This window comes from Xanthomonas sp. NCPPB 1068 (assembly GCF_041479385.2).
Classification (GTDB): domain Bacteria; phylum Pseudomonadota; class Gammaproteobacteria; order Xanthomonadales; family Xanthomonadaceae; genus Xanthomonas; species Xanthomonas cannabis.
Genome location: NZ_CM192986.1, coordinates 206,825 through 221,508 on the forward strand (window position 1 = coordinate 206,825; position 14,684 = coordinate 221,508).

General features: G+C 65.8%; 12 protein-coding genes. 6 read left to right on the plus strand and 6 right to left on the minus strand.

Annotation, left to right across the window (positions count from 1 at the left end):
* Window positions 1-415: 415 nt before the first annotated feature.
* The 4 genes from kduI to ACCQ12_RS00905 all read left to right on the plus strand — a co-directional run bounded on the left by kduI (window position 416) and on the right by ACCQ12_RS00905 (window position 4,476).
* A complete protein-coding gene (gene kduI, locus ACCQ12_RS00890) occupies window positions 416-1,270 on the plus strand; it encodes a 5-dehydro-4-deoxy-D-glucuronate isomerase (protein ID WP_047695036.1) in 855 nt (284 codons plus the stop codon).
* Window positions 1,271-1,415: 145 nt separating this feature from the next.
* Window positions 1,416-2,171, plus strand: a complete 756-nt coding sequence (kduD, locus tag ACCQ12_RS00895; RefSeq protein ID WP_039407056.1) for a 2-dehydro-3-deoxy-D-gluconate 5-dehydrogenase KduD — start codon at window positions 1,416-1,418, stop codon at window positions 2,169-2,171.
* A gap of 232 nt (window positions 2,172-2,403) precedes the next feature.
* Window positions 2,404-3,066, plus strand: coding sequence for an RpiB/LacA/LacB family sugar-phosphate isomerase (locus ACCQ12_RS00900; protein WP_179453348.1), 663 nt, complete (start codon window positions 2,404-2,406; stop codon window positions 3,064-3,066).
* A 291-nt stretch (window positions 3,067-3,357) separates the two neighbouring features.
* Window positions 3,358-4,476, plus strand: coding sequence for a GDSL-type esterase/lipase family protein (locus ACCQ12_RS00905; protein WP_372382714.1), 1,119 nt, complete (start codon window positions 3,358-3,360; stop codon window positions 4,474-4,476).
* 335 nt (window positions 4,477-4,811) lie between these two features.
* Here the strand turns inward: ACCQ12_RS00905 and ACCQ12_RS00910 are convergent, their stop codons facing one another.
* The 4 genes from ACCQ12_RS00910 to phhA form a co-directional block, all read right to left on the minus strand.
* Complete coding sequence (locus tag ACCQ12_RS00910) at window positions 4,812-6,095, minus strand: type II toxin-antitoxin system HipA family toxin (RefSeq protein ID WP_372382715.1); 1,284 nt, start codon at window positions 6,093-6,095, stop codon at window positions 4,812-4,814.
* A complete protein-coding gene (locus ACCQ12_RS00915; RefSeq protein WP_047695032.1) occupies window positions 6,092-6,409 on the minus strand; it encodes a helix-turn-helix domain-containing protein in 318 nt (105 codons plus the stop codon). Before ACCQ12_RS00915 ends, ACCQ12_RS00910 begins: the two co-directional genes overlap by 4 nt.
* A 180-nt stretch (window positions 6,410-6,589) precedes the next feature.
* Window positions 6,590-7,234, minus strand: a complete 645-nt coding sequence (locus ACCQ12_RS00920; protein ID WP_039407065.1) for a DMP19 family protein — start codon at window positions 7,232-7,234, stop codon at window positions 6,590-6,592.
* 140 nt (window positions 7,235-7,374) lie between these two features.
* Entirely contained in the window at window positions 7,375-8,265 is an 891-nt protein-coding gene (gene phhA, locus ACCQ12_RS00925) for a phenylalanine 4-monooxygenase (protein ID WP_372382716.1), read from the minus strand.
* A gap of 128 nt (window positions 8,266-8,393) precedes the next feature.
* Between phhA and ACCQ12_RS00930 the strand changes: the two genes are divergently transcribed.
* A complete protein-coding gene (locus tag ACCQ12_RS00930) occupies window positions 8,394-8,876 on the plus strand; it encodes an Lrp/AsnC family transcriptional regulator (RefSeq protein WP_039566292.1) in 483 nt (160 codons plus the stop codon).
* A 512-nt stretch (window positions 8,877-9,388) separates the two neighbouring features.
* A complete protein-coding gene (locus ACCQ12_RS00935) occupies window positions 9,389-11,590 on the plus strand; it encodes a TonB-dependent siderophore receptor (RefSeq protein WP_372361887.1) in 2,202 nt (733 codons plus the stop codon).
* A gap of 564 nt (window positions 11,591-12,154) precedes the next feature.
* Here ACCQ12_RS00935 and ACCQ12_RS00940 read toward each other — a convergent pair.
* Complete coding sequence (locus tag ACCQ12_RS00940; RefSeq protein WP_372382717.1) at window positions 12,155-13,192, minus strand: patatin-like phospholipase family protein; 1,038 nt, start codon at window positions 13,190-13,192, stop codon at window positions 12,155-12,157.
* Between the two features lie 278 nt (window positions 13,193-13,470).
* On the minus strand, window positions 13,471-14,481 hold the full coding sequence (locus tag ACCQ12_RS00945; protein WP_047695922.1) for a TIGR00266 family protein: 1,011 nt from the start codon (window positions 14,479-14,481) through the stop codon (window positions 13,471-13,473).
* Between the last annotated feature and the right edge of the window lie 203 nt (window positions 14,482-14,684).

Sequence of the window (14,684 nt, forward strand, 5' to 3'; positions counted from 1 at the left end):
CCCCCATCCGCCCTTCGGGCACCTTCCCCCGCAGGCGGGGGAAGGCAGTCCGCCGATCGCCGCGACAAAGACCCTCTCCCTGCAGGAGAAGCGCTCTAAGCCCCTCTCCCGCCGGCGGGAGAGGGGTTGGGGTGAGGGCAAGGCGGCAGACAGCCATCCAAAAAAGCAAGCCGTAAGCGTTGGTGGGAGATCCACATAAGCCTCTAACCCGACCAACCAAACCGCGCCCCCACACACCACGCGCAGCCTCGCACCCTCATCCGGCGCTGCGCGCCACCTTCTCCCGACGGGAGAAGGGCAAGCCGGCGCACGGTTCAACCGCCATCTTGCACTGCGCAATGACACCGGTTAACCAGAGCCGGTAGACTACCCCGGTGCAAGCCCTCTTTCCCCCCGCTTGCCACGGAGATCGCGCATGTCCCTGTACTGCAAGACCCACTACGCCACCCACCCGGACGCCATCAAAGGCGCCAGCAACGACGACCTGCGCGAGCTGTATCTGCTCGACGGCCTGTTCGTCGACGGTGCGGTGACCCTCAAATACACCCACTACGAGCGCTTCGTGCTCGGTGGCGCCGCACCGCTGGGCACCGCAGTGGAGCTGCCCAAGCAGACCGAGCCGGCGTCGGCCGCCGGTCATGCCTTCCTGGAGCGGCGCGAGCTGGGCGTGATCAACGTCGGCGCGGGCGCCGGCACCGTGACCGTGGACGGCACCGCCTACACGCTGGGGCCGAAGGACGGCCTGTACGTGGCGATGGGCAGTACCGATGTCAGCTTCGCCTCGGATGATGCCGCCAACCCGGCCAAGTTCTACCTGGCCTCGACACCGGCGCATGCGCGCTTCGAGACCAAGCAGCTGTCGATCAAGGATGCGGTGGCACTGGACCGTGGCGCGCTGGAAACCAGCAACGAGCGCACCATCTACCAGTACATCGTGCCGGCCACCTGCCAGTCCTCGCAGCTGCTGCTGGGGCTGACCGTGCTCAAGCCGGGCAGCGTCTGGAACACCATGCCGCCGCATCTGCACGACCGCCGCAGCGAGGTGTATTTCTATTTCGACCTCGGCGCCAACGACCGCGTGTACCACTTCATGGGCGAGCCCGACGCGCAGCGCCACATCGTGATCCAGAACAACGAAGCGGTGGTGTCGCCGCCGTGGTCCATCCACATGGGCGCCGGCACCAGCAATTACGCCTTTATCTGGGCGATGGGCGGCGAAAACCTGGATTACACCGACATGCACGTGCTGGACATCTGCCAGCTCAAGTAAGCCCGCGTTTCAGCAAGGCCGGCACCACAGCGTCGCCTCGGTCGCGCTAGGCGCCGGCACTGCACCCGTTCGAACAATGCAATCGGCCGCGCATCGCGCGGTTCACTCATCACATCACGGCACATCCAGCAGGAGCGACAAGGTAATGAGCAATCCGTTCAGTCTCGAAGGCAAGGTCGCACTGGTCACCGGTGCCAACACGGGCTTGGGCCAGGGCATCGCGCTGGCACTGGCGCAGGCCGGCGCCGACATCGCTGCCGCCGGCATCCAGGCGCCCACCGAGACCGAACAGAAGGTCAAGGCGCTGGGCCGTCGCTTCCTCGCCATCGAAGCCAACCTGATCAGCATCGAACCGGTGCAGCGCATCGTCGACGAGACCATCGCCGGGCTGGGCGGGCTGGACATCCTGGTCAACAACGCCGGCCTGATCCGCCGCACCGACGCGGTCGATTTCAGCGAGCAGGATTGGGACGACGTGCTCAACGTCAACCTGAAGTCGGCATTCTTCATGGCGCAGGCCGCCGGCCGCCACTTCATCGCCCAGGGCCGCGGCAAGATCATCAACATCGCCTCGATGCTGTCGTTCCAGGGCGGCATCCGGGTGCCGTCCTACACCGCCAGCAAGTCCGGCATTGCCGGCATCACCCGCCTGCTCGCCAACGAATGGGCCAGCAAGGGCGTGACCACCAATGCCATTGCGCCGGGCTACATGGCCACCGACAACACCGCGCAGCTACGTGCGGACCAGGATCGCAACAAGGCCATCTTGGATCGCATCCCGGCCGCGCGCTGGGGCGAACCGTCCGACCTTGGCGGCACCGCCGTGTTCCTGGCCAGCAGCGCCTCGGATTACGTCAACGGCGCCATCATCCCGGTCGACGGCGGCTGGCTGGCACGCTGATCCAGATCGCACAGCGATGGCGCGCACCATCCAGCGCGCGCCGCCGCCCCTGGTGTTGCTGCGATGTGGTGTCCTTCTCCCGCCTGTGGGAGAAGGTGCCCGAAGGGCGGATGAGGGCAGCCCTCGCCTGCCAACGCCCCGGACGGGCAGCGCAACCGAAAACACCTCGCGGCGGCACCATTGCCTTCATCTTTTTCCGAACCACTCTTCCCCAACCAATCGGAGCATTCCCATGAAAATCGCACTCATGAACGAGTTTAGCCAGGCCGCCAAGAACCCGGTGATCCTGCAGCAGCTCAACGACGTCGCCAGCGAGCAGGGCCACAGCGTGTTCAACGTCGGCATGGACGGCGACAACGATCACCGCCTGACCTACATCCACCTGGGCATCGTCGCCAGCCTGCTGCTGAACTCCAAGGCCGTGGACTTCGTGGTCGCCGGCTGCGGTACCGGCCAGGGCGCGATGATGTCGCTCAACGCGCACCCGGGCGTGTTCTGCGGCTACTGCATCGAGCCGACCGACGCCTACCTGTTCGCCCAGGTCAACAACGGCAACGCGCTGTCGCTGGCATTCGCCAAGGGCTACGGCTGGGGCGCGGAAATCAACGTGCGCTACATCTTCGAAAAGGCCTTCAGCGGCGAGCGCGGCCTGGGCTACCCGGCCGAACGTCGCGAATCGCAGGCCGCCAACGCCGGCATCCTGACCCAGGTCAAGCAGGCCACCGCCAAGTCCTACCTCGACGGCCTGCGCGCCATCGACCCGGAGCTGATCAAGCAGGCGATCGGTGGCGAGCGTTTCCAGCAGTGCTTCTTCGACAACGCCCAGGATGCGGAAATCCGCAGCTTCGTCGCCGGTGTACTGGGCAAGCCCGAAGCCGCAGCTGCCGCCGCGTAACTAGCAAACGCGCTTGAGCCCCTCTCCCGCCGGGGCGAGAAGGTACCGCTTGCGCGCCATTGGCGCGCGTACCTTGGAGCGTCCGCGCTGCTAGCGCGGGCAGGGGTGCGGAGCGAGGGTTGGGGTGAGGGTATGGCGGAAGACGGTTGCCTCAAACGGATAAAGACTTGAGACGACAGTAAGGCGGTCCAGCATTTTCGGAATACCCGCACCCTCATCCGCCCTTCGGGCACCTTCTCCCAAAGGGAGAAGGAACAGCGTCGTGTACTTGGCATTTCCCCGGAGCCCACCATGCGTCTGCTGCTGTTCGCATCGCTGCTGCTCTTTGCAAGCATTGCCCACACCGCACCCCACCACATCTTCATCGCTGGCGATTCCACCGCCGCCGATTACGGCCCGGAGCGCGCGCCGCAAGCCGGCTGGGGCCAACTGCTGCAGGAGTGGTTCGACCCGGCGCAGTGGCAGGTGCATAACCACGCCAAGGGCGGCCGCAGCACGCGCAGTTTCATCGCCGAAGGCCGCCTGGATGCCATCGCAAAAGAACTGCAACGCGGCGACATCCTGCTGATCCAGTTCGGCCACAACGACGCCAAGCGCGAAGATCCCACGCGCTACACCGATCCCACCACCGACTACGTGCAGTTCCTGCGCCGCTACATCGCCACCGCACGCGACACCGGCGCCACCCCGATCCTGATCACCCCGGCCGAACGTCTGCTCTACGACTTCGGCGCGCTGCTCGACACGCACGGGCGCTACACGCTGGCGATGCAGCAACTGGCCGCCGAAGAACGCGTGGCCCTGATCGATCTCAACGCCAGTTCCAGCGACTGGATCCGCGCACTCGGCGAACAAGCCGCCAAACCGTATTTCCTGTTCGTGCCCGAACAACACAAGGCAGACGGCACCCACTTCAGCCGCGCCGGTGCCACCGCCATCGCCTGCCTGGTCGTGCACGGCTGGGTGCAACTGCAGCCCGAGCTCAAGACACAACTACGCCGCGATGCCGACTGCGGCGCAGCACCCGACACCGCCGCCCAACGCACCGCACAGGCGCATCCCTCGCTGGTTGTGCATGAGCGCGATCTTGCCCACGAACAACCCGGCCCGCACGGCGGCGCCGGCCCCACCACGGCCTATCCATTCTTCGCAGACGCGCCGGAGCTGAAGTTCGTGCTGCGTAAGCGCGTGCTGCACAAGGGCGCCGGCATCGGCCTGCACCTGCACGACAAGGACGAGATCTATTACATCGTCAGCGGCCGCGGCCTGTACGCGCTGGATGGCAAGCAGTACGACGTCAGCGCCGGCGACGCGCTACTGACGCGGCCTGGCAGCACGCATGCCTTGCAGCAGATCGGTGAGGAACCGCTGGTGCTGCTGTTGGCCTACACGCAGACGCCGAAAAACTAGCGCAAAGTCGCATCAGATGCCGTCTCTGATGGACGGGTGCTGTACTACTCGCTCAGCTGTGTAGTGAGAACGTAATGTAACGGCGCAGAACATCGCTGTCGGTAAGAGATCTAGTCTGTGCCGAATCAATCACGTATTCCCGACGTTGAGCGGCTAAAAAACATGGCGAGCAGTCGTCGTCAGATGCGTGCCGACGGCGCGCTCGGAACGCTGTGTACGACTGCACCATGCTGATTCCCAAGCATCGGCCACGCCGGCCTGGCGATGAGTGCAGGCGTTCGTCAGCTGCTCTCAGCACGGCATTCGTGCATCCAGGCACGCCAAACCCATCCGGCCTATCGCGCGGGATCGATCACCGCCTCCATTGCGGCGATCTCGGAACGGCTGGCATTGCAGCGCAGCGCTTCTTGTTGCCAGCGGGCTACGGCAGCGCGTACGTCCTCGATGATGGTCAGCGCCTGTGGTTTGCTGAGCCGATAGTAGGCATGGGTGTCCATCAACAACGCAATCCGTGGCGTAGGGTCATCCAGACCAATGGCCAAGACATGCGCATCCTTGTCCTGATTGGGATTGACGTCGAACGCAGGCGCCAGTCGCCAGCCAGCTGGCTCACGCAAGAACCCATGATTGCGCAGGTGGTCATCGCGGTTGCCGATAAGCACATTGAAGGCGACGCGTCGGAACAGCTGATGAAGATCGTCCTGGATGGCATGCGCCGCGCCAAACATCTCGATGGCGTGCGCGATATCGACATAAGATGATTCTTCGCTGTGGTCCACATCCAGTAGCGTCAATGCCGACGCATAAGTACGGCGGCCCTGCGGTGTGCGATCGAAGCGCTGCACTGCGTAGGTGGTGCCGTGCTTGGAAAGTTCCAGCGGTCTGGCCGTCGACATGCTGATGCCCGCGGACAACGCCAGCCGATAGGTGATGTATTCCCAGCGGCCGACGTTGTAGTCATCCTCGGCAGAAGGGAACTTCGCCAGCCACAGCGTGTCATCCGCCTCACGCACACTGGCTTTGGGGCGCGCGCCGCCCAGTGAGGCACCGGGTGCGATCAGTTGCTTGATCCACGCCAGGTCCGTGTCGTTGTCGCCAATTTCATCGTGCTCGAGCCGGCGAGCGATTGCCTCCAGCTCGCGTAATTGCGTAAGCGGTGGTGCGCTCAGTGCATGATCATCGAGAAACCTGCCGCTGACGCTGTCTTTCAATCGCAGGGCGCCCATGCGCGAGACGTCGTTGACGCCGATCAGATAGTCCCAGGGCCGCAAGGCACGCACCTTACGGCCTTGTTCGCGGGCCTTGATCACCTCTTTGCGCTTCATCAGCAGTTTGCCCCACCGGTCGGGCGAACAATCGAGAAACGCAGCGCTCAACTCCGATGCGCCCGCGCGTGCAATCAGCACGCCTGCGTGGAGCGGCAGTTGCGGATCGAGCGCGAAGGCGCGGACAGGTGTCTCGTTGGCCAGCCATCCCGCGGCGTACTCAAAATGAAGCGTGTCGCCGCGTCGGCTGTTCTGCCGGGTCAGATATCCCGCCAGTGCATTCCCGCCCAGTGAGGGATCCTCCACCCACACTTCCACCTTGCCGATTTCCTGCGGAGTGCTGGACGCGTTCATGGCGGTGTCCTGCCAGCGGGGCCTGGCCGACGTAAACGGCTGTCCTGCAGCGCTCTTCCCAGTGGGTCGGTCTTTGCCAACAGATCAATGTCCTTGTCCAGACCGAGGACGGTGAGCACGCGCAGGACGGCCGCCAGGCTGATCGATGGATCGCCGTTTTCGAGCTTTGCCAGGGTGGGTACGCTGATGCCGACACGCATTGCCAGCTCGCGCTGCGTCATCTCGCGGCGCAGTCGCGCCGTGCGCAGGCGCTCTCCCAGTGCTTCGATCTGGCGAAGTGCGCGGGGCATTGTGGGCGGGATATATTTCGGCATGCCAAATTAAATTACTCTTCCGGGCCTGGAAAGCAAGTTAATTTGGTATTGGCCAAGGGTGTGGCTGGAATCTGCGACCTGTGTTGAGGCTTTCAGGTGCACGGCCGCGTGATGGGAACGGGTAGGTCACCAGCCCGCTGATGCAGTTCGTGCAATCGCCAGGCAGCACGGGCAAAGCCCTCAGGCCTTGTCCACGCCGTAATGCGTCAGGCCCAGGCGCGCCAGGTCGCCGAGGCGGCGGTAATACACCTCTTCCCACCCCTGCACGCGCTGGCGGTCGGCCTCGTTCATGGCGTCGAGGATGTCTTCGATGCTCAGCAGGTCCGGGTCTTCTTCCAGCCGTTCGAACACCGCGCCCAGCCCTTCGATGGCCTGCCGCGTCTGCGCTGCGCCCATGGCCGCCAGGCCGCGCAGTGCGTCGCTGCGGGTGGCCGCATCCCAGCGGTCGAAATAGCGCGCATAGCCGCTTTCGCTCATGTCCGCATCCAGCCGCGCCAGTGCGATCAGTTCACGTTCGCCCGGCGTCAGCGCGTCCAGGCGTCCACGCAGCGTGGCTAGTTTTGCCTGCGCGCGTGCAGCACGCCGGCGCCACAGCAGCTCGGGCATGTGGAGCAGGCCTTCGGGCGTGGGTGGTGCGATCGCCGGCCAGTTCACCCCGAAGCCGTCGTCGGTGAGTTGCCATTGCGCACGCTGCGGCGGTGTCGCCTTGAGCAACAGGCGATGGGCCTGGATGGGCTCATCGATGCGGATGCCGTTGGCCAGGGTGAACAGCAGGCGGGTATCGTCCAGCTCCAAGCGCCGGATACGCAGATGCGTCAGGTCCATTGAGCGAAGGCGGTGTGGGGAGGCTTGACCTTAGTCCGCAGTGGCAGCGGTGTCGAGTCGGTGTGCCTCACATCGCAGCGTCACCAGCATGCATCGCCTCACGCTGCCGCAGCGGGCAGCACATGATTTCAGCCGGTGCCTCACACGTCGCCGTCGCGGCTCCAGCCCTCGCCGGTGCCGCGCTGGAACGCCAGATCGCTTGCCAGCACGTCGCCGGCCGGCACCTGCGCCTGCTGGGCGAGATCGGCGTAGATCGGGGTGAAGTCGGGCGCGGTGGCGTCCATCAATTGCGCAAAGCTGTCGATGACGAAATAGGTCTTCTGGAAGCTGTCGATGCGGTAGCGGGTGCGCATGATGCGCTGCAGATCAAAGCCAATACGGTTGGGTGCAGCCGACTCCAGCGAGTACAGCGACTCGCCCTTGGACGAGACGATGCCGGCGCCGTAGATCCGCAGCCCCTGCGCAGTCTTGATCAGGCCGAACTCCACCGTGTACCAGTACAGCCGCGTCAGGTTCTGCAGCGCGCCCGGGCCGATGCCGTGCGCCTTGACTCCGCCACGGCCATAGGCCTGCATGAATTCGGCAAACAGCGGGTTCATCAGCAGCGGCACGTGCCCGAACAGGTCATGGAACAGATCCGGTTCGGCGATGTAGTCGATCTGGTCGGGACGGCGGATCCACCACGTCACCGGGAAGCGCTTGTTGGCCAGGTGATCGAAGAAATCCAGCTCCGGCAGTAGGCCTTCCACCCCCACCAGGGTCCAGCCCGTCGCCGCCTGCAGCACGGCGTTGAGCGCACCGAAGCGTGGAATCTGCCGATCGTCCATGCCCATCGCGTCTTGCGCCTGCAGAAACTCATCGCAGGCGCGGCCCACCAGCAACTCGCGCTGGCGGCGATAAAGCGTGCCCCAGGTGGCGTGGTCGTCGCTGCTGTACCCGTCCCACGGCTGGTTGACCACTGCGGTCGTGTAGACCGGGACGTAGCCCTTGTCGGTGAGCTGGTTTTCGACGCGGCGCGGGGCAGTGTTCATGCGGTAGGAATCCCATGGCGGCAGCGGTTCACCTTATCCGGATCGCGACGCAACAGGCTTGCGAATCTTGCGTGCCGCGACCGGTTGCGCGCAAGATTCGTGCGTCCGAATCTGCTGCTGCGCAACATATGGACCAGCCAATCGCTCTGGACCGCACCGATCTGCGGTTGCTTGCCCTCCTGCAGACGCAGGGGCGTACCAGCAATGCCGAGCTCGCCATGCAGGTGAACCTGTCGGCTTCGGCCTGCCTGCGCCGCACGCAGCGACTGGAGGCCGCCGGCATCATCGCCGGCTACGGTGCGCGGCTGGATGCCCGCGCGCTGGGGCTGGGCCTGCAGGCCTTCGTGCGGGTGCAGCTGGAACAGCATGGCCAGGCCGATATCGACCGGTTCGCCGATGGGGTGCGCGGTTGGGACGAGGTGGTGGCGTGCTGGGCCCTGACCGGCGACATGGATTATCTGCTGCAGGTGCAGGTACGCGACCTGGAGCATTTTTCGCGGTTCCTGCTGGATCGCCTGCTCAATGCCACCGGCGTGTCGGACGTCAACTCCAGTTTCGTGCTGCGCACGGTCAAGGCGCCGGAAGGGCTGCCGCTGTCGCATCTGGGCTGAGCGGGCGCGCTGCATGGGCAGGTGGCTGGCGGGCCCTCCACGTTGTTTCCAAAGTGCTGCGCGCCGCGCTGGCCAGTTCGCGCGCGTGCGTGGCTGCGATGGGGAGCCGTCCTTCGTCGTCATCCATACCACCGGTGTCGCCCATGGCCGCATCTTCCGGCAGCGTGAGCGTGTTACCTGCACGCGCGCGCTGCCACCGCCGGCGCCTGTGACCTGGCCGGATGCGTCGCCGTGTTCACCACGCCGCGGCGTGTCGTGTTGATGCACGACGCGCGTTGCCGAGCCATTGACGTAACGGCTCGCCACGACCAAGCGACCCCAACCGCGCCGCACTTGTCGCACAAACGATAACGATTTACATTTGCGTAACGTCTGGCCGGCTCCGGCCATGTCCTCTCGTCGATCCGCCAGCCTTTGCCAGGCCAGCCAGCCATCGCCTGAGCAGGACGCTGACACATGACTGCCTCCCTGCTGCCACGCCACGGCGTGCGCCCACGATCGATGAGAGACCGATGCCTGCATTGCCCCATTCCCTGACCACGCTGTCTGTCGCCCTGCTGTGCGCGCTGAGCTTGCCGGCCCCGGTGCACGCGGCCGACCTGGCCGATGCCAAGACGCTCGACCAGGTCAACGTCAACGGCACGGTGAGCCGCGCGCAACCGGCCACCACCACGCGCCTGCCGCTCACGCTGCAGGAAACCCCGCAGTCGGTGAGCGTGATCGGGTTGCAGCGGCTGGAAGACGAATCGCTGTTCAGCATCGACGATGTGATGCGTAACGTTACGGGCGTCAACGTGTCGTTCTACGACACCCAGCGCCCGCTGTATTTTGCGCGCGGCTTCCAGATCACCGATTTCCAGGTCGACGGCCTGCCGACCTATAGCGGGGCGACCAATCAGGAATACGACACGGTCTTCTACGACCGCATCGAAGTGATCCGCGGCGCCAATGGCCTGCTCACCGGCGCGGGCATTCCTTCGGCCACGGTGAACCTGCTGCGCAAGCGCCCGGGCAAGGACTTCGATGCGTCGTTTGCGGTGAGCGCGGGCACCTGGGATTTCCGCCGCATGCAGGCCGACGTCAATGCACCACTGACCGAAGACGGGCGTTTTCGCAGCCGTGTGGTGGCCGCCTGGCAGGACCGCGATTACTACTACGACCGCTACCACGACAACAAGATGTCGGGCATGGCGGTGCTAGAAGGCGACCTGACCGACAGCACCACGCTCACCGTGGGCTACCAGCGCCAGGACAACAGCCCGGTCGGCTCGACCTGGGGCACGGTGCCGTTCTTCGCCGCCGACGGATCGTTGGCCAATCTGCCGCGCTCCACCAACATGGCACCGGAGTGGACGCGCTGGCAGCGCGAAACCAGCACCGCCTTCGCCAACCTGGAACAGCGCTTTGGCGAGGACTGGCTGCTGCGCGTCAACTACGCCCATACCAAGGGGCAGGTGCAGAACATGCGCGTCTACGGCACCGGCTATCCGGCGGCCGATGGCAGCGGCATCTTCCTGCGCACAGCGGCCGGCGAAACCGAGGATGTCCGCGACAGCGTGGACGTGTACCTGTCGGGCGGGTTTTCGCTGTTTGGCCGCCAGCACGATGTGGTCGTCGGCGGCAGCTGGCAGGATCTGCAGTCCACCGCGTACCCCACCGTGCAGACCTATCCGGATGACTGGGCCACCTGCATCAGCCCGACCGGCGCGCGCGAGCGCTGCTATTTCATTCCGGACATCCGCAACTGGAACGGCGACATTTCCGAGGTGACCTACGCGCGCAACGGCCGGCGCAATGAAGCGCGCACCACGCAACGTGGCGTATACGCCTCCACCCGCTTCCGTCTGGCCGAGCCGCTGTCGCTGATCGCCGGCGCACGCCTGAGCACCTGGCAGACCCGCACCCAGGCCTTCAGCGCCAGTGGCAGCTATACCGGCACCAGCGGCCGCTACAAGGTGAGCGACGAAGTCACCCCGTATGTGGGGCTGGTCTACGACATCGTGCCCGATGTGTCGGTCTACGCCAGCTACACCGAGATCTTCAATCCGCAGAACTACCGCGACAAGGACAACAACCTGCTCGCGCCGGTGGAAGGCTCCAATCTGGAAGCCGGCATCAAGGCGCAATTGCTCGACGGCCGCGCGATGGCCACCGCCGCCGTGTTCGAAGCCAAGCAGGACAACTTCGCGGTGCGCGACATGACCCAGCCGGAAGGCGCATTGCCCGATGGCACCTCTGCCTTCATCGGCGTGGACGGCACCAAGAGCCGTGGCTGGGAAGTGGATTTCAACGGTGAGATTCTGCCGGGCTGGACGGTCAACGGCGGCTACACGCACGTCAAGGTCACGCGGGCGCCGACCGATGCGATCTACGCCAATCTGCCGGAGGACTATCTGCAGCTCTCCACCCAGGTGCGCCTGCCCGGCGCCTGGGACCGCCTGAGCATCGGCGGTGGCATCAGCTGGCAAAGCGCGGTGCGCGGCTTCAATATCGCCCGCCCCACCGGCGACGGCAGCGGTGCCACCACGCCGGTCACCGTGGTGCAGAACCCTTACGCGCTGGTGCATTTCAACGCCAACTACCGCATCAGCGATCAATGGACCGCCACGCTGGCGGTGCGCAACGCCTTCGACAAGACCTACTGGGCGAATCTGGATTATCAGAACTACGGCGAGCCGCGGTTCGTCAGCGTGTCATTGCGTTGGCGGTATTGAGGTCGATGGCGATGCATGAGCCTGAGTGAGACACGGGGCTGGGTGGCGCGCACGCCGTGCGATGCGCATCGCGGTCATCGGGACGGCAGCGCGACCAGTGTCGCTCCTACCAAAGCAGTGCTGTGACCAGGCCGTTGTAGGAGCGGCCCAGGCCGCGATGCCGTCCCGATGACGCCTGGCCCCCGAGCACCCACGACATCACTCAGGCCCCCGGTCCGCCTCAAGCACGCCAATCTGCCCACGGAGGAGCGCGTTCACGCGCGGCGGGATATCACCAGTCACGTTCCCTCGACTGCGCACCCCCAGTGACGTTCCCTGGCGCACAAGCGCGCCGTAACCGCGAGGCCTGCGCATACGCCGTTGTAGGAGCGGCCCCGGCCGCGATGCCGTCCCGATGACGCCTGGCCCTCGAGCGCCCACGACATCCAGCAGCCCCACACTCCGCAGCTACACGCGACTCTCAGCGCGCGACGAGCATCACCGGCAACTCCTCGCGCACTCGCGTGCCCTGGCAACAGCCGCCTCCGGCCGCCGATCCCACCCATCCAGCTCAGCGCGGCCGCGTCACGGTGCCACGCAGGCCTCGTCCTTGCCGCGTAGTTTTTCCCAGCGCGAGCGTTGTTCCAGGCAGCGCTCGTAGGCCTGCTGCCTTGCGGCCCTGGCCTGATCGGCCGCCGTGCGCTTGGCACTGCTGCGCGCGGCCTGCAGCTGCGCAATCTTGGCGCGAATCTGCGGCATCACCGCCATGGCGGCGCGTTCGCCTTCCAGGATCGCAGCGCTGCGCTGGTTGAAATCGGCCGAGCCGATATCGTTGACCTTGGGGCGCACCACCACGTCCGCGCGCTTGAGTTCGGCCTCGCCCAGGCGCTGGCCCATGATCGAGATGGACTGGTTCACCGTGCCCAGCAGGTCGCCCGGATTCTTGCCGCTGGCCTTGCTGGAGATATCCACCGCCACCACGAACTCCGCGCCGAGCTGGCGTGCGGCATCCACCGGCACCGGGCTGACCACGCCGCCATCGACGAAGTGGGACTGCCCGATGGTCACCGGCTCGAACACGCCGGGAATACTGCTGGACGCACGCACCGCCTGGCCGGCATTGCCGCGCACGAACACGGTGCGCTCGCCATCTTCCAGGCGCGTGGCCACGGCGGCAAACGGCTTGCGCAACTTTTCGATCGGCTTGCCGCCCAACTGGTCGTTGACGTAGTCCTGCAGCTTCTGGCCCTGTACCAGGCCGCCGGAAAACAGGCGCACGTCGCGGATGCTGGTCTGATCCAGCGCCACCGCCTTTTCCTGCATGTCGAAGGCCGTCATGCCGCTGGCATACAGCGCGCCGACCACACTGCCGGCACTGGTGCCGGACACCACCACCGGGGCAAACCCGTTGGCTTCGAGCATCTTGATCACGCCGATATGCGCAAAGCCCTTGACGGCGCCACCGCCGAGCGCGATCCCGATCTTGACCGGTTTGGCTGCCGTCGCCGACGGCGCCTGCACCACCGGCGCGGGCAGGGCCGGGCGTGGCTCGCCACCGCAGGCCGAGAGCAGACCGAGCAGGGACAACAGGGCAAGCGAGCGGGGGCGGCGAAGCGCAGTCATGGCGAAAACGTCGATGGGAAAGGCGAGGGAGAATACACGCGCGCTGCCACTGCTGCTGCAGTGATTGGCGTGGGTGGAGCTTATTCAAAACGGCATCATCTGCAGGCCTTGCATTCCCTTCTCCCACCGGGACATTGTCCCCCTTCATGGGCGAGAAGGTGCCCCGTAGGGGCGGATGAGGGTACGCGCGAAGCGTCGTGCATCCATTCCGAAGAGTGGCTTCGCCCCGTACCCTCACTCGCTAGATCACCACCACGCCAACCCGCCGCAGCACCCACTCAGAACCGGTTATCCCCATCCAGCAGCCGGCCCAATCCGCCCAGCACCGAGCCTTCGCCGCGTTGCTGGCCGCCGGCTTGCGGAGCGGCCTGCAGCATGCGGCCGGCCATGCGCGAGAACGGCAGCGATTGCAGCCAGACCTTGCCCGGGCCGGTGAGGGTGGCCAGGAACACGCCTTCGCCACCGAAGAACATGCTCTTCAACCCGGCCACGCGGCGCACGTCCATGTCCACGCCGGCGTGATAGGCCACCACGCAGCCGGTGTCCACGTCGATACGCTCGCCAGGGCCAAGCTCACGTTCGACAACCGTGCCGCCGGCATGCACGAACACCCAGCCGTCGCCTTCGAGCTTCTGCATGATGAAGCCCTCGCCGCCGAACAGGCCGGTGAGGATCTTGCGCTGGAAGGCGATGCCCAGCGACACGCCGCGCGCGCCGGCCAGGAAGCTGTCTTTCTGGCAGATCAGCTGGCCGCCATGCTCGGACAGGCGCAGCGCCAGTACCGTGCCCGGGTAGGGCGCGGCGAATGCCACCTTGGCCTTGCCGCTGCCGGCGTGGGTGAACACGGTGGTGAACATGCTCTCGCCGGTGACCACGCGCTTGCCGGCCGACAGCAGCTTGCCCATCAGCCCGCCACCACCGCTCTGGCCGGCATGCGAGCCGTCGCCGAACACGGTGTCCATCTGCACTGCGGAGTCCTTGTACATCAGTGCACCGGCCTCGGCGATGGCGCTCTCGCCCGGGTCCAGCTCGACCTCGACGAACTGCATGTCGTTGCCGACGATGCGGTAGTCGATCTCATCGGCGCGGCCGGCCGCGCCGGTCAGCGGTGGCGGCGCACTGCCGCCGCCCTGCAGTTCGGCCAGCTGACGGGCCGGAGTCCAGCCATCGAGCCCATCGCGCCAGGCCAGTGCGTCGGGTTGGCGCTGCGCATACACGCGGGCGTTGGCAGCGTCGAGCGGGCCGATGCGTTCGGCCTGTCCGGGAACATGGAAATACCACTGGGCCATCGGGACGACTCCTGTCTGTAGGTGCGGCGAGTCTAAGCGCAACCGCAGCGGCGGCGTCCCGTGTCCAAGGTCATGCGCTGGGTGCAGGTGGGCACGGTGGCGGGGCGTCCCACGCGCAGCACCGTGCATCGCAGGGCATGCAGCACAACCGCGCCACACACACGCGCATCGGCGTGCAATGGTGCGATGCGAGCCAAGGACCA